This window comes from Cellulomonas sp. (genome assembly GCF_015234515.1).
Taxonomy (GTDB): Bacteria; Actinomycetota; Actinomycetes; order Actinomycetales; family Cellulomonadaceae; genus Cellulomonas.
On sequence record NZ_JADGMY010000029.1, the window covers coordinates 18,243 to 33,064 of the forward strand.

The window sequence follows — 14,822 nt, forward strand, 5'->3', positions numbered from 1 at the left end:
CGATCCCGTCGGCGGCGCGCACCTGGCAGGCCGGGCGTCCCCCGGACGGCCGCGCTCACTGGCCGATGCGTCCGTCGATCCGCTCGCGCAGCAGGTCGGCGTGCCCCAGGTGGCGCGCGTACTCCTCGATCATGTGCACGAGCACCTCGCGCAGCTCGGGCTGCTCGGGGCCCCGGCCGCGGGTGCCCAGGTCCGGCGTGGCCAGGACGACGAGCTCGGCGTACGCGACCTCGTCGCGCCAGCGCTGCCACGCGTCGGCGACGTGCTCGTCGTCGCCCACGGCCTCGTGGAACGCGACCGCGGCGGACCCGCGGTAGTGCCGCTCGGGGCGCTCGTCGAGCATGACGATGCGGAACCAGTACTGCTCGACCTCCGCGAGGTGCCGGACCAGGCCCAGGAGCGAGAGGTCCGACGGCGGGACCGAGCGGAGCGCGAGCTGCTGGGGCGTCAGGTCCTGGCACTTGAGCTCGAGGGTCAGCCGCCGGTCACGCAGGTACCGCACGAGCGTGGCGCGCTCCCCGAACACCCTGTCGCCCGCCTCACGGGGGTCGTCCTCGGGTGACACCCACATGTCCTCCCAGCCGAACGTGCGCTCGGGCTGTCGATCGGTCATGCCGCACCTCCGCGTGGATCGACTCCCTCGCACGCTAGCGGTGCCGTGCCGGCGGAGCACCCCTGAGCTCGTGCCGACCTGCCCGGGGAGCACGTCACGAGAAGGTCGCCAGGCGGAGGGGGCGCCCCACCAGACGGGCGAGCCGCTCGACCTCGGTGGCGACGTCGCCGTGCCGAGGGCGCACGCCGTGGTGCCACGTGATCGCGATGGACTCCTCGGCGATCGTCCAGGTGCCGGCGACGACGCCGCCGACGACCACGACGCGCGCACCGCGGCTCACGGCGCCTCGCAGGTCCGCGGGGACGACGTGGACGTCCGCGGTGCCGGGGCCGAGGACCCACTGGTCGTACTGCGGGAGCAGGCGCACGACGTCCGTGGGGCTCGAGGCTGCCAGGGCCGGGACGTCGTCGCGCAGCACGAGCACGGGCTCGCCGTCGACCTCCAACCGGCTCACGCGTGGACCGAGCGCGTCGAGCCAGCCGCGGACGGCCGTGAACCGCACACCGAGGCCCTCGGTGAGCCAGTAGCGCAGGTGCTCGGGTGTCGCTGGTCCGTAGGCGTGCAGGTAGGCCTCGACCGCCTGCGGCCCGGCCTCGTCGACGTCCGGCAGGCCGGTCCAGCGCGGGTTCGTGGCGAGCGCCTGCAGCATCAGCGGGCCGCCACCCGGCCCGAGGCTCAGGACCCCCTGCCACGCGAGCGCCTTGAGGAAGGTCGCCTGGGGGTCGGTGAACGCGGTCGTCAGGTGGCGGAACGGACGGTGCGCGGTCACGGCCGTCGCCAGGTCCGCGCGCGACAGCGGGCCCGATGCGAGCGCCTCGTGCACCGCCGCCCCGAGCGCCGGCCAGTCGCCCGGTGCGAGTCCGTAGTACTCCTGCCACGACGACCGCTCCCACATCCGCGTCGACGCCCGCAGCGCCAGGTGCACGGCCGCCCGCTCCGGTGTCATGAGGTGGGTGGCGCCCCGGAACGCGAACGTCCGCACCAGGGAGCCGTCCGCCAGCGCGCGGTCGACGTCGCCCGGTCGCGAGTCACGCAGCCGGGTACGGACGCCCAGCTCGGCGGCCGACGGGTCCAGCTGGGCCGCGACGGCGCCGAGGTCCGCGACGACGTCGACCACGGACGTCGCCGTCGAGGGCTCCAGGTGGTGGCGACCCAGGCGCCACGCGAGCACCCCGGGCCACCGGGCAGCGGTCATGCTCGAGGCTACTGCGGGGCTCCGACACGGCCCGTGGTCCTCAGCCGAGCGCGAGCCCCTCGACCACCTCGACGCCCGGGGCGCGCACCAGCAGCGCGCCGGGCAGCGAGATCTTGGAGCGGCGCACGCCGCTGCCGATGATGACGGTGCCGCCCGCGTGGGGGTCGTCGGCGGCCACGCCGGCGTCGGCCAGCACCCGGTACCCGGCGGGCAGGCCGAGCGGCGTGATGCCGCCGTACTCCATGTGCGACTCCGCCGTCGCGCGGTCCATCGGCAGGAACGACGCCTTGCGGACGTCGAGCAGGCGCTTGACCGCGCTGTTGACGTCCGCGCGCGTCGTGGCACGCACGAGGCACGCGGCGGTCCGCTCCTCGCCTGCCCGCCTGCCGGCGACGAGGACGCAGTTGACCGACGCCGACAGCGGCAGCGCGTAGGCGTCGGTCATGGCCGCCGTGTCGGCGAGGTCGGGGTCGATGGCGGCGACGAGGACGGCGTCGGCGACCGTCGGCTCGACGTCGGCCCACCCGCTGATCGCGGCGTGCGTGCTGGTGGCCAGCAGGTCCGGGCGGTCGACGGCCCGCTCCCAGGCGAGCGTCCCCCGTGCGGTGGTGGTCATGCGCGGCAGGCTACCGGCGTCGCGGGACGACTGCGGGGCAGCCCGCTCAGCGCTGGTACGTCCCCATGAGCACGGCACGTGCGACGGTGTGGAACACCAGCGCGCAGCTCGCCGCTCCCGGGGTCGTGTCGGGCGTCAGGCCCAGGTCGTCCGTGTCGAGCGCGTGGATCGCGACGTAGTACCGGTGCACCTGGTCGCCGGGCGGGGGAGCGGCCCCGACGTACCCGGCGACCCCGTCGTCACCGCGCAGGTGGAACGCGCCGGCCGGCAGGCCCGAGCCGTCCGGACGTCCCGCGTCCCGGTCGAGCGACGTGACGTCGGGCCGCAGGCCCAGCACCGTCCAGTGCCACCACCCGGCGACGCCGGGCGCGTCCGGGTCGAAGACGTTCACCGCGAACCCGGCGGTCTGCTCGGGGAAGCCGGACCAGGTCAGCTGCGGCGAGACGTTCCGCCCGGCGTCGGTGTTGGTGTGCACGTCGGGGATCGGCGCACCGTGCACCCAGTCCGTGCTCGTCACGGCGAAGGTGGGGACGGGCGGCAGCAGCGGGTACGGCTCGTGGGCGACGGGGCGGGTCAGGGACGTGGGCACGACGACCTCCGGTCCGTCCCGACGCCGGTCGCCGGGGCGGTCACCCCATCCTGGTGGTCGCCTGCGCGCGGCGCACGTGCGAGCGGGCGTGCGCGAGCGCCTCCTCGAGGTTGTCGAACAGGTGCCGTTCGTCGCTCAGGGCGCTGATCACGCCCACCCCCTCGGCGAGGCGGTGGTGCTCGGGGCGCAGCCCCTTGAGGAGCACGACGATGCCGCGTCGACGCATGTCGGTGATGATCTCGACCAGCGCGTTGGCGCCGCTGGCGTCCAGCACCCGCACGTTGCCCAGGCGCAGCACGACGACACGCACGTCGCTGACCAGCGCGATCTCGTCCAGGAACCGGCGCACGTCGGCGAAGAAGAGCGCGCCGTCGATGCGGTACACCGCGATGTGCTCGTGCAGCAGCGTGTGCTCGGTGTCCGCCGTCAGGTGCTCCTCCGACTCGTCCACCGGCTCGCGGTGCAGCCCGCTGCTGCGCGCGACGGCGCGCAGCGCGAGGACGGCGGCGACCGCGACGCCCACCTCGACGGCCATGACGAGGTCGAAGACGACCGTCACGGCCAGGGTCACGCAGAACACCAGCGCGCCGGAACGGCTCGAGCGGCAGATGGCGCGCATCGTCGGCACGTCGACCATGCGTGCGGCGGTCACGAGCAGCACGCCGGCGAGGACGGACAGGGGGATGCGGCCCACGAGCGGGGCGGCGAGGTAGACGATCGCGGCGAGCACGAGGGCGTGCGTGAGCGAGGCGACCCTGGTGCGGCCGCCCGAGCGCACGTTGACGGCGGTGCGGGCGATCGCGCCCGTCGCGGGCAGGCCACCGAACAGGCCCGACGCGACGTTGGCGAGACCCTGGCCGAAGAGCTCGCGGTTGGGCCGCGTGCGGCCGATGTCGTCGGCCATCCCGTCCGCGACGCGCGCCGACAGCAGCGACTCCAGCGCCGCGAGCGCCGCCACGGCCAGCGCCGAGGAGAACAGGGCGCTGGTGGTCTCCAGGTCGACGACCGGCAGGTGCGGGCCGGGCAGCCCGGCGGGCAGGGCGCCGATGCGGTCGACGTCCAGGCCTGCCAGCTCGGCGACGAGGGTGGCCACCACGACGGCGATGAGCGAGGCGGGCAGCCCCTTGCGCAGCCGGGGCAGGACGATCATGACGGCGACGACCAGGGCGACCAGGCCGAGCGGTGCGACGGCCTGCGTCCAGTCGACGGCGCCGATCGTACGCAGTGCGACGAGGCCCGCGTTCTCACCGTCCGCGCGTGGCGTGTCGAGGGCGAGCGGCACCTGCTGCAGCGCGATGACGACGCCGATGCCGCACGTGAAGCCCTCCACGACGGGCCAGGGGATGTAGGCGACGAGCCTGCCGATGCCGAGCACGCCGGCCAGCACGACGATGCCGCCGGCCATGATCGCGACCACCGGGACGGCCTCGGTGCCGTGCCGCGCGACGACGGGCAGCAGGACGACCGCCATGGCCCCCGTGGGCCCGCTGACCTGCAGGTGGGAGCCGCCGAAGATGGCGGCGACGGCGCCCGCGACGATGGCGGTGACCAGCCCGGCGGCGGCGCCCAGACCGGACGCGACGCCGAAGCCGAGGGCCAGCGGCAGGGCGACGACGGCGACCGTGACACCGGCGAGCAGGTCGTGACGCCAGGAGCGGGGCAGGTCGGCGTAGTCGGAGCGTGCGGGGGACAGTGCGCGCACGCGTCGCGTGAGGGAGGACGCGAGCGACTGGACGGTCATCTCATGCCTCGGGTGCGGTCGGGGCGGTGCCGTCGAGCAGGCCCTGGTGGCGTGCGGCGGCGTCGACGAGCACGGTCCGGGCGGCCGCGAGCATGTCGGCGACCGCGGGCAGGGCGAGCGCGTAGTGCACGGCGTTACCGGTGCGTCGCGCGGTGACGACTCCCGCACGGCGCAGCACGGCGAGGTGCTGCGACAGGTGGGACGCCTCGAGACCGAGCTCGGTCAGCAGCTCGCTGACCTGCCGGTCGCGGTCGGCCAGGAGCTCGAGGGTGCGCACGCGCACGGGGTGGGAGAGGGCTTTGAACAGCTCGGCCTTGACCTCCGCGAGGGGACGGTCGTCACCGAGGGCGTGCAGGGGCACGAGAACTCCGGATGATGAGTTGATGGAATCGTCAAATCATAGCCCCGGGGGGAGGGGGCCTCGGTGCACAGGGTGGTTCACCCGCCCGGGGCGGATTGACACCTCCCGGCTGTCGGCGTGTACTGGCATGATCGAACACATGTTCGATCCACTGAGGGATCGGGCGGGCGAACGCCGCCGCGTTCGCTGCTCATGACGCGAGCCCTGGAGCGGGGCCGGCGTGGTGCCAGGACGCGAGGACGAGGAGCAGACGTGACCGGGACGAGCACCGTCGACCGCGCAGCGCGCGCACGTGCCGCGCTCGCGGCCGCGGAGCTGCGCACCGGTGCGCGCACGGTGCTGTCCGAGGTGCCCTCTCTCGACGCGGTGCCGCCGGACGACGCGTCGGCGCTCACGGTCGAGCTGCCGCGGACGTCGCTGCTCACCAGCGAACGGCCGCCGCTGCCCGTGCCGCCACCGCTGGCCGAGCTGATGCCCGACGGGCTGCGGCGCGGCGCGACCACGTCGGTCCTCGGGTCCACGTCACTGGTCCTGGGGGTGCTCGCGCACGCGTGCGCGTCGGGCGCGTGGGCGGTGGCGGTGGGGCACCCGCGCCTGGGGCTGCTGGCCGCCGCGCAGGCGGGCGTCGACCTCGCGCGGTTCGCGCTCGTCCCCGACCCCGGTGCGGACGCGGCGCTCGTGCTGGCGGCGCTGGTCGACGGGATCGACGTCGTCCTGGTCGGGCCGGGTGCCCCGCTCGCGGACGCCGACCGCCGCCGCCTGTCCGCCCGCGCACGCGAGCGCGGCGCCGCGCTGCTGACGACCACGACGTGGCCGGGCGCCGCCGTCGTGCTCGACGCCGGACCGGCGCGGTGGTCGGGCGTCGGGGCGGGGGACGGCCGCCTGCGCACGAGCGAGGTGCAGGTGCGTCGCACGGGTCGGGGCAGCGCCGCCGTCCCCTCGTCGGTCGACGTCGTGCTGCCGTTCGCGCCGCCGGGCGAGCACGTGCCCCGGGGTCCGGTGCGTCGGCGCCCGCGGGCGGCCGGCGGTCTGCGGCTGGTCGGATGAGCACGCGGACGACGGTCGTGTGGGTGCCGGACTGGCCCGTGGTCGCGGCGATGGCGGCCGACGAGGTCCCGGTCGACGCCCCCGCCGCGGTGCACGACGGGCGACGGGTCACCGCCGTGTCGGCGCTCGCGCGCGCCGACGGGGTGCGGCGGGGGATGCGTCGGCGCCAGGCGCAGGGCGTGTGCCCCGAGCTGGTGCTCCTGCCCGCCGACGACGCCCGCGACGTGCGGCTGTTCGAGCCTGTGGCCGCGGCGACCGAGACCGTCGTCGCGGGCGTCGAGGTCACCCGGCCGGGTCTGCTGCTGCTCCCCGCAGGTGGTGCGGCGCGCTACCACGGCTCGGAGGAGGCCCTCGCGGAACGGATCGTCGACGCGGTCGCCCGGGCCACGGGGCACGAGTGCGGCGTGGGGACGGCCGACGGGCTGCTCGCCGCGGTGCTGGCCGCCCGCTCCGGTGCTGTCGTCGAGCCCGGCGTGTCGGGCGTGTTCCTCGCGCCGCACGGGGTCACCGAGCTCGTGCACGCGACGACCACCCCCGAGCAGGCTGCGGAGGTCGCCCGCCTGGTCGACCTGCTGCACCGGCTGGGGCTGCGCACGCTCGGCGCGTTCGCCGCGCTGCCGGCGCCCGACGTGCACGCGCGGTTCGGCCGGCTCGGCACGTGGGCGCGCACGCTCGCGCGCGGGCTCGACGAGCGTCCGCCCGCACGGCGCCGTCCCGAGGCCGACCTGGAGGTGAGCACCGACCTCGACCCGCCCGTCGACCGTGTCGACACGGCGACCTTCGCGGGCCGGCGCCTGGCCGAGCAGCTGCACGCCGACCTCGTCGCCCGGTCCGTGACGTGCGGGCGCCTCCAGGTGTCCGCCCGCACGGACGACGGCACCGAGCTGGTGCGCACGTGGCGGACCGACCTGGGCGGGTGGGGTGCGATGGCCGCCGCCCGCATCACCGACCGGATCCGCTGGCAGCTCGACGGCTGGCTCACCGCGTCGGCCGTCGCGACCGCCCGGGACCGGCGGCGCGAGGCGTGGGAGCGGGACCGGGGCGTCGGGTCCGGTGACCGGCGGGTCGACGTGCGGGCTCCCGGCGACGAGGACGATCTCGCCCCGGTCGCGCTGGTCCGGCTGACGCTCACGGCGCTCGACGTCGCCCCCGCAGGTGCGGAGGCGACGCAGCTGTGGGGCGGCCCGTCGGGTGGTGACCTGCGCGCGCACCGGGCGCTCGAGCGTGCGCAGAGCATCGTCGGCGGCCCCGGGGTGCTGACCGCGACGTTGCAGGGTGGCCGTGACGTGCGCGACCAGGTGCACGTGCGGCCGTGGGGCGAGCAGAGCGACCCGCCGCGTCCGGTGGACCGGCCGTGGCCAGGGCGCCTGCCGGACCCGGCGCCCGCGACCGTGCTGGTCGACCCCGTGCGTGTCGAGGTGCGGGACGTCGACGGTGCGCCCGTGCGCATCGACCGACGGGGCCGGCTGAGCGGGTCGCCCGGCACCGTGCGTGTGCCGCCCGACGGTGACGACCGGGCCGTCGCCGGGTGGGCCGGGCCCTGGCTGCTGTCAGACCGCTGGTGGGCGCACCCGGGTGCGGCGCCGCAGGTCCGGGGCCACCTGCAGGTCGCGTTCGACGACGGCGGGGCGGTGCTGCTCACGCACACCGACGGGGTGTGGACCTGCGAGGCCGACTATGACTGAGCACCGGCTCCCGGGGCGCGTCGTGCACGAGGCCCGCGCGGACTGGCCACCGCGGTACGCCGAGCTGCACGCGCACTCGGCCTTCAGCTTCCTCGACGGGGCCAGCCAGCCCGAGGAGCTCGCCGCCGAGGCCGCCCGGCTGGGGCAGAGCGCGCTCGCGCTGACCGACCACGACGGGCTGTACGGGGTCGTGCGGTTCGCGCAGGCCGCACGCGCCGTCGGGCTGCCCACCGTGTTCGGCGCCGAGCTGCACCTGCCGGCACCCGACCCGCGCCGCCACCCGCGCGAGCAGCGGCCGACACCCGGACCGCCGGTCCTCGACGCGCCCACGGGCGTGCCGGACCCGCGCGCGAGCCACCTGCTGGTGCTCGCGCGTGGGCCGGACGGGTACCGGGCGCTGTCGCGGGCGATCGCCGAGGGGCACCTGCGGACCGGGCGCAAGGGCGCCGCGGAGTACCACCTGGAGGAGCTGGCGGAGGCCGCCGCAGGGCAGTGGCTGGTGCTGACCGGGTGCCGCAAGGGTGCCGTGCGGCGGGCCCTGGCCGGGGGCGACCCGTCGGGGGTCCTCGGTGTCGCGCGCGGCGGGCTCGAGGCGGCGCGCACCGAGCTGGACCGGCTCGTCGCGCTGTTCGGCCGCGACAACGTCGCCGTCGAGACCACGATGCACGGTGACGCGTACGACACCGACCGCGCCGACGCGCTGGCCACGCTCGCCGCCGAGGCCCGCCTGCCGCTGGTGGCGACCGGCAACGTGCACTACGCCACCGAGCGGGACGCGGACCTCGCCCAGGCGCTCGCGGCCGTGCGCTCGCGGTCCTCGCTCGACGACCTCGACGGGTGGCTGCCCGGAGCGCCCGTGGCGCACCTGCGCTCGGCCACCGAGATGCTCTACCTGCACCGCCGTCACCCGAGCGCGGTGACCACGGCGGCGGACCTGGCCGCCGAGTGCGCGTTCGACCTGTCGCTCGTCGCCCCGAGCCTGCCGCCGTACCCGGTGCCGGACGGGCACACCGAGGCGACGTGGCTGCGTGAGCTGGTGCGCCGCGGCGCGCTCGAGCTGTACGGGCCGCCGGAGGTCGAGCGTGTGCCCGGTGCGTACGCACAGCTCGCTCACGAGCTGCGCGTCATCGAGGACCTGGGCTTCTGCGGGTACTTCCTCGTGGTCTACGAGCTGGTCGACTTCTGCCGCCGCAACGGGATCATGGCGCAGGGGCGCGGGTCGGCGGCCAACTCGGCGGTCTGCTTCGTGCTGCGTGTCACTGCCGTCGACCCCGTGAAGCACGGGCTGCTGTTCGAGCGGTTCCTCGCCCCGGAGCGCGACGGCCCCCCTGACATCGACGTCGACATCGAGTCCGCGCGCCGCGAGGAGGTCATCCAGCACGTCTACGCCATGCACGGGCGCACGCACGCCGCGCAGGTCGCCAACGTCATCTCGTACCGGCCGCGCTCGGCGGTGCGCGACGCGGCCCGGGCGCTGGGGTACGACGCGGGGCAGCAGGACGCGTGGAGCTCGTCGATCGAGCGGTGGGGGAGCCTGCGCGGGCAGGAGAAGCCGAGCCCGTGGTGGACGCTGACGCGGTCGGGGCCGGTGGCGCCGGAGACGCCGGGCCGTCCGACGGCCGACAACCACGACGTCGTCCCGGCACACCTGCCGCCGTCCGCGGTGGACACCGAGGACATCCCCGAGCACGTCATCGACCTGGCCGAGCGGTTCCTGCGCCTGCCGCGGCACCTGGGCATCCACTCCGGCGGCATGGTGATGTGCGACCGGCCCGTCATCGAGGTGTGCCCCGTGGAGTGGGCGCGCATGGAGGGGCGCACGGTCCTGCAGTGGGACAAGGAGGACTGCGCCGACGCCGGGCTCGTGAAGTTCGACCTGCTCGGCCTGGGCATGCTCACGGCGCTGCGGCTCGCGTTCACCGAGGTGCAGAAGCACGAGGGCGTGACGCTGGACCTGCACGGGCTGCCGCACGAGGACCCGGCGGTCTACGAGCTGCTGTCGGCCGCTGACACCGTGGGCGTGTTCCAGGTGGAGTCCCGCGCGCAGATGGGGACGCTGCCGCGGCTGCGGCCGCAGAAGTTTTACGACATCGTCGTCGAGGTCGCGCTGATCCGGCCCGGGCCCATCCAGGGCGGGTCCGTGCACCCGTACATCGAGCGTGCTCAGGGCAGGCAGCCGGTCACGTACCTGCACCCGACGCTGGAGAAGTCGCTGAGCAAGACCCTCGGCGTGCCGCTGTTCCAGGAGCAGCTCATGCAGATGGCCATCGACGTCGCGGACTTCACTCCCGCCGAGGCCGACCAGCTGCGCCGGGCGATGGGCTCGAAGCGGTCGATGGAGCGCATGGAGGCGATCCGCGCGCGGCTCATGGACGGCATGGCCGCCAAGGGCATCGGGCCGAAGGTGCGCGAGGAGATCTTCGACAAGCTCAAGGCGTTCGCGGACTTCGGCTTCCCCGAGTCGCACGCGTACTCGTTCGCGTTCCTCGTGTACGCGAGCTCGTGGCTCAAGGTGCACCACCCCGCCGCGTTCTACGCCGGCCTGCTCGCCGCGCAGCCGATGGGTTTCTACTCGCCGCAGTCCCTGGCCGCGGATGCCCGCCGGCACGGCATCGAGGTGCTGCGTCCCGACGTGCAGGCGTCCGACGTGCTGGCCGTCGTCGAGCGCGTCGGTCCCACCCCACCCGGCGGCGAGCCGCGCCTGGTGCCGCAGCCCAGCGGCACCGGGCCGACCCGACCCGTGGGGGTGCGCACCGGGGAGGGGTCGGTGCGCTCCCTCGCGGTGCGGCAGGGGCTGACGCAGGTGCGGGCCGTCGGGGAGGACGTGGCGCGTGCCCTCGTCGACGAGCGCACCGCGCACGGTCCGTTCACCGACCTGCAGGACATGGTGCGCCGGGTGCGCCTGACGACCCCGCAGCTCGAGGCCCTCGCGACCGCCGGTGCCCTGGACTCGCTGGGCGTCGACCGGCGCGCCGGGCTGTGGGCGGCCGGTGCCCTCGCGCAGGAGGGGCCGGACACCCTGCCGGGCGTCGCCGTCGGGGTGAAGGCGCCGACGCTGCCGGGGCTGTCGGACGTCGAGGTCGCGACCGCCGACGTGTGGGCCACCGGGGTGTCCGTCGACTCCTACCCGACGCAGTTCGTCCGTGAGGGCCTCGACGCCGCCGGGGTGCTGCGCGTCGAGCAGGCGTTCCGCACCGAGGAGGGCCGCCGCATCGCCGTCGCGGGCGTCGTCACCCACCGCCAGCGCCCGGGCACGGCCGGGGGAGTGACCTTCCTGTCGCTGGAGGACGAGACGGGCCTGCTCAACATCGTGTGCTCGGCCGGGCTGTGGCAGAGGTTCCGGCGGACGGCCCGGACGGCGAAGGCGATGGTCGTGCGCGGGCGGCTGGAGAAGGCAGACGGGGCGACCAACCTCGTCGCGGAGCACCTGAGCCCGTTGTCGCTGAAGATCCGCAGCACGTCGCGGGACTTCCAGTAGGTGTGCCTGTCGGTATCGCGTCAGCCAGCCAGCCGGGACGACACCAGACGGTTGAGCGAGACGCCCTGCTCGGCCGCCTCCGTCGCGAGCCGACGGTGGACCTCGGGCGGGATGCGCACCTGGAACCGTCCGGAGTACACGCGGTCCGCCAGCGGCAACGGTGGGGCCTCCCCGTTCTCGGCCATGTCGTCGAGGACGTCCCGGAGGAGTGCCTCGATGCCCGACAGCGCCGCGGCGCGGTCGGTGTCGATCCACGAGAGTGAGGGGAACTCGGCGACGGTCGACACGTAGGCCTCGTCCTCGGCGGACCACGTGATCCGGTACGTGTAGTGGTCGGCGCTCGTCATCGTTCCTCCTGCTCCACCTTCTCGATCGCGGCCAGCACCTGCCGGACCTGGTACGGCTTCGCCGAGCCGTGGTCGTCCTGGATGTTCACCCGAGGGTCGCCCGGCCACGGAGTCCTGAAGACCTGGTGCGACGACCCACGCTGACGCGGTTCGCCGAAGTAGTGCCGACAGACCCGCTCGAGGTCCGAGAAGCGCACACCCTTGGGCGAGCGACGCATCTCCGCGACGAGTCGTTCGATCGACGGCATGGCTCATGGTGTCATTATTGGCACTGGAAGTCACATGGCCGACGGCCCTCGCATGCCGCGCGTGGTGTGGACGAAGAGGTAACACCGCATTGGCCTTGGCGGGAGCGGTGTGGCTGAGCGTCTGCGCCTCCCGCCGCGGCGGGGTGACGGCTAGCCTGTCTCCATGATCCACGTCGACGAGCGTCAGTACCGCGCGCTGGTCGAGCTGTGCGCGCGATACGGGTTCGCCAGGCTCGAGGTCTTTGGGTCGGTCGCGCGTGGCGAGGAGCGTACGGACTCCGACATCGACGTGCTCTACGACCTGCTCCCCGGGCGGCACATGACCTGGGAGGTCATCGACGCCGCCGAGGAGATGTCCCAGATCCTCGGGCGTCCGGTGGACCTCGTCTCCCGCAGAGCGGTACATCCGCTGCTGCGTGAGCGCATCGAGACGGAGGCCCGGGCGCTCTATGCGGCCTGACCTGCTGTTCGTCGTCGAGATGATCGATGCGGCCACGCGGATCGCCGAGCTCACCGCGGGTCTCGACGCGGAGGCCGTCGACCGGGACACCACCGTGCGCGAGGCTCTGCTCTGGAACTTCACCGTTCTCGGGGAGGCAGCGAACCAGGTGTCGCAGGAGACGCGGTCGCAGCACCCGGAGCTTCCGTGGCGTCGAGCCGCCGGACTGCGCAACAGGATCGTCCACGGCTACTGGTCAGCCGACATCGACGTCCTCGTGACCACGGCGCACGACGTGGTGCCTGGGCTTCTCGTCCAGCTGCGCCAGGTCCGCGACGCTCTCTCCTAGCGTCACCGACGCGCCCCACCCCACTGGGTGGATCAACAACTGGTCGCCTTGCCCGGGCAGGTGGAGGGTGAGGAGGGCTACCCGCCGATGGGTCGGCTCAGGACGATGGTCGCCAGTTCGGTCGGATCGCGATGCTGGTCGTAGCGCCGCAACGCCTCGATGTACCGCTCCTTGTCGACGTCCCAGTCGTAGACTGCCGGTGGTTCATCGGCACCTTGGGCGGCGAGAAGTGTGAGGTCCGCCAGCAGGCGGGTCGAGCGACCGTTTCCGTCCGCGAAGGGGTGGATCCGGACCGTCTCCGCGTGGACAGCGATCCCTAGGTGATGGGCGATCCAGTCCGAGGTGTGCTGCCACCGGTACAGGATCCCGTCGAGCGAACCTCGCAGGTCCATGGCGATCTGTTCCGGGGCGACACCAAGGTTGAGCTCGTGTCGCCGAAGCCTGCCGCCCCACGTCCAGATGTCTCCGTAGAGCCGGGCGTGCACGTCCCGAAGGAATGATCAGTGACCACGTCCGCCACACCGACCGTCCCGGCGAGGACAGTGCCGACAAGGTCCTCGGCGACGGATGTCTGGACCGCTTGTTCGAGGTCGTAGACGTCGGCCTTGGTCGGGGGGTCGGGCAGCGCGTCACGAGCGTCCGGGAGGAGGGCCGCAAGCTCGTCCCAGTCGAGAGGCGTCTCGCCGTAGCCGGGTTCGAGCGGTGTCACGAAGAGCGGCGGGTGCGCGCGGCGACGAACTTCTCGACCTTCGGGGAGCGCACGAACTCCTTCGGGACGACTCGGCCTTCGAGCTTGGCGGAGACTCGGGTGGAACGCTCGGCGGAACGCTTGACCGCGTTCTTGTCGACGACTCGACGCTCCATGTCCGCCTCCTCCGTGTGCCAGGGATGCCATGTTAGGCAGCCATCGCCGATGCCGGCCCGGCACGGCGCGATGAGCGAGCGCGTCGAGAGGCTGGACCGGCAACCAGTGGCATTGGCCGCACCAGTCGCTCCCGGCCTGTGGGTCAGCGCGGGCGTGGCGCGGAAGTGGTCGCATCGGTGCGGTGCGGAGCCCGTATCCGGCCGGTCTGTGACCACTTGCTCGCTCGAAGGGTCGGGTGCACCTGGGCCCGGGCGGGTCGGCGGCCGGTCGTCGGCGACAGGGTTCGGCGCAGCGCGCCGGCACAGATGGCTACGCGGCCCGGAACCTCACAGCACGCGCAGCGCGTCCACGTCGTCACGTTCACGCCGCGCCAGCGTGCATGACCGCGACGTCCCCGTGCCGGCGTCGCGCGGCGGCCAGCAGCACGTTCACTGCGACCGCGAGGGTCGCGGCGGGTGCGCGTACGTCGCTGTCGAGGTTGAGTGCGAGGTCCTCGGTGTGCACGGCCAGCTCGACGCACCGCGTCCGCAGGTACTCGTCGAGCAGCAGTGTGCGGCCCTGGTGGCGCACGGTCATGCGGCGGTCGGCGGGCTCCTGCGGGATCCGGGCGCGCACACCGGTGTTGAGAGTCGACCTCGGGTCGGTCGTGCCCGACAGGTCCGCGTAGTACCCCGGCGCGTCGACGAGGTCGGCGTGTATGCCCGGGTGCGACACGCACGGGGAACCGTCCATCCGGCGAGGACGTGGCACCGCCCGTGGACCACGCGACGACGTGGGCTCGGACCTCGCCGAGACGCTCCCGCGTCTCCTCGGTAGGGTCGGGCGCCCTGACGAGCGAAGGAGGCAGGCATCATGCTCGACGAGCTGCTCGACCTCGAGCACCGCGGATGGGCGTCCCTCTGCGACAGCACCGGCGCCGACTACTACGGGCGCATCATGACCACCGACGGGGTCATGGTCCTGGCGCACGGCCAGGTGCTCGACCGGCAGGAGGTCATCGTGTCCCTGGACGCGGCACCTCCGTGGCGGACCTACGACATCAGCGACGAGCGGCTCGTCGTCCTCGGGGACGACGACGCGGTCCTGGTCTACACCGGCCGCGGGTACCGTGACGGGGACGAGCCCGAGTTCACCGCGCTCATGTCCAGCGTCTACACCCGGCGCGACGGCGCCTGGCGGCTCGCGCTCTACCAGCAGACGCCGGTGCCCGGACGGCCGTGAGGTACTGACGGTCGACCCGCACCGCCTC

The 14,822-nt window shown here is 74.1% G+C and carries 17 protein-coding genes; 6 read left to right on the forward strand and 11 right to left on the reverse strand.

The window, feature by feature from the left end; all coding sequences use genetic code 11:
• Positions 1 to 55: 55 nt before the first annotated feature.
• From IR158_RS16090 to IR158_RS16115, 6 genes are all read right to left on the reverse strand, one after another.
• Entirely contained in the window at positions 56 to 613 is a 558-nt protein-coding gene (locus tag IR158_RS16090) for a DinB family protein (protein WP_291814603.1), read from the reverse strand.
• Positions 614 to 707: 94 nt separating this feature from the next.
• Positions 708 to 1,808 (reverse strand): crosslink repair DNA glycosylase YcaQ family protein, encoded by a 1,101-nt coding sequence (locus IR158_RS16095; RefSeq protein ID WP_291814604.1) that lies wholly within the window; start codon positions 1,806 to 1,808, stop codon positions 708 to 710.
• Positions 1,809 to 1,848: 40 nt separating this feature from the next.
• Positions 1,849 to 2,424, reverse strand: coding sequence for a YbaK/EbsC family protein (locus IR158_RS16100; protein ID WP_291814606.1), 576 nt, complete (start codon positions 2,422 to 2,424; stop codon positions 1,849 to 1,851).
• 46 nt (positions 2,425 to 2,470) lie between these two features.
• Complete coding sequence (locus IR158_RS16105) at positions 2,471 to 3,013, reverse strand: YbhB/YbcL family Raf kinase inhibitor-like protein (protein ID WP_291814608.1); 543 nt, start codon at positions 3,011 to 3,013, stop codon at positions 2,471 to 2,473.
• A gap of 40 nt (positions 3,014 to 3,053) precedes the next feature.
• Positions 3,054 to 4,754, reverse strand: a complete 1,701-nt coding sequence (locus IR158_RS16110) for a SulP family inorganic anion transporter (protein WP_291814610.1) — start codon at positions 4,752 to 4,754, stop codon at positions 3,054 to 3,056.
• Between the two features lies 1 nt (position 4,755).
• The gene (locus IR158_RS16115; RefSeq protein ID WP_291814612.1) at positions 4,756 to 5,115 is read right to left on the reverse strand and encodes a metalloregulator ArsR/SmtB family transcription factor; all 360 of its coding nucleotides are present in this window, start codon (positions 5,113 to 5,115) and stop codon (positions 4,756 to 4,758) included.
• A gap of 252 nt (positions 5,116 to 5,367) precedes the next feature.
• Here IR158_RS16115 and IR158_RS16120 point away from each other — a divergent pair, with 252 nt between their 5' ends.
• From IR158_RS16120 to IR158_RS16130, 3 genes are read left to right on the forward strand one after another with little or no spacing between them, the layout of a single operon-like run.
• Positions 5,368 to 6,162, forward strand: a complete 795-nt coding sequence (locus tag IR158_RS16120; protein ID WP_291814614.1) for a hypothetical protein — start codon at positions 5,368 to 5,370, stop codon at positions 6,160 to 6,162.
• Positions 6,159 to 7,847 carry a DNA polymerase Y family protein gene (locus tag IR158_RS16125; protein WP_291814616.1) on the forward strand — a complete coding sequence of 563 codons (1,689 nt, stop codon included), beginning with the start codon at positions 6,159 to 6,161 and terminating at the stop codon, positions 7,845 to 7,847. Before IR158_RS16120 ends, IR158_RS16125 begins: the two co-directional genes overlap by 4 nt.
• On the forward strand, positions 7,840 to 11,325 hold the full coding sequence (locus IR158_RS16130; protein ID WP_291814618.1) for an error-prone DNA polymerase: 3,486 nt from the start codon (positions 7,840 to 7,842) through the stop codon (positions 11,323 to 11,325). Before IR158_RS16125 ends, IR158_RS16130 begins: the two co-directional genes overlap by 8 nt.
• 20 nt (positions 11,326 to 11,345) lie before the next feature.
• Here the strand turns inward: IR158_RS16130 and IR158_RS16135 are convergent, their stop codons facing one another.
• Positions 11,346 to 11,672 carry a toxin-antitoxin system HicB family antitoxin gene (locus IR158_RS16135; protein ID WP_291814619.1) on the reverse strand — a complete coding sequence of 109 codons (327 nt, stop codon included), beginning with the start codon at positions 11,670 to 11,672 and terminating at the stop codon, positions 11,346 to 11,348.
• Positions 11,669 to 11,920 (reverse strand): toxin HicA, encoded by a 252-nt coding sequence (locus IR158_RS16140; RefSeq protein ID WP_291814621.1) that lies wholly within the window; start codon positions 11,918 to 11,920, stop codon positions 11,669 to 11,671. The genes IR158_RS16135 and IR158_RS16140 overlap by 4 nt, the downstream gene beginning before the upstream one ends.
• 163 nt (positions 11,921 to 12,083) lie before the next feature.
• Here IR158_RS16140 and IR158_RS16145 point away from each other — a divergent pair, with 163 nt between their 5' ends.
• On the forward strand, positions 12,084 to 12,380 hold the full coding sequence (locus tag IR158_RS16145; protein ID WP_291814623.1) for a nucleotidyltransferase family protein: 297 nt from the start codon (positions 12,084 to 12,086) through the stop codon (positions 12,378 to 12,380).
• Entirely contained in the window at positions 12,370 to 12,708 is a 339-nt protein-coding gene (locus tag IR158_RS16150) for a HepT-like ribonuclease domain-containing protein (protein ID WP_291814625.1), read from the forward strand. The genes IR158_RS16145 and IR158_RS16150 overlap by 11 nt, the downstream gene beginning before the upstream one ends.
• Positions 12,709 to 12,785: 77 nt before the next feature.
• Here IR158_RS16150 and IR158_RS16155 read toward each other — a convergent pair whose 3' ends face one another.
• From IR158_RS16155 to IR158_RS16165, 3 genes are all read right to left on the reverse strand, one after another.
• The gene (locus IR158_RS16155) at positions 12,786 to 13,193 is read right to left on the reverse strand and encodes a Fic family protein (protein ID WP_291814627.1); all 408 of its coding nucleotides are present in this window, start codon (positions 13,191 to 13,193) and stop codon (positions 12,786 to 12,788) included.
• 220 nt (positions 13,194 to 13,413) lie between these two features.
• Positions 13,414 to 13,572, reverse strand: coding sequence for a hypothetical protein (locus IR158_RS16160; protein WP_291814629.1), 159 nt, complete (start codon positions 13,570 to 13,572; stop codon positions 13,414 to 13,416).
• Between the two features lie 361 nt (positions 13,573 to 13,933).
• Positions 13,934 to 14,287 carry a hypothetical protein gene (locus IR158_RS16165; RefSeq protein ID WP_291814631.1) on the reverse strand — a complete coding sequence of 118 codons (354 nt, stop codon included), beginning with the start codon at positions 14,285 to 14,287 and terminating at the stop codon, positions 13,934 to 13,936.
• A 138-nt stretch (positions 14,288 to 14,425) separates the two neighbouring features.
• On the opposite strand from IR158_RS16165, the gene IR158_RS16170 reads away from it, so the two are divergent.
• On the forward strand, positions 14,426 to 14,794 hold the full coding sequence (locus IR158_RS16170) for a nuclear transport factor 2 family protein (protein ID WP_291814633.1): 369 nt from the start codon (positions 14,426 to 14,428) through the stop codon (positions 14,792 to 14,794).
• The last annotated feature ends 28 nt before the right edge of the window (positions 14,795 to 14,822 follow it).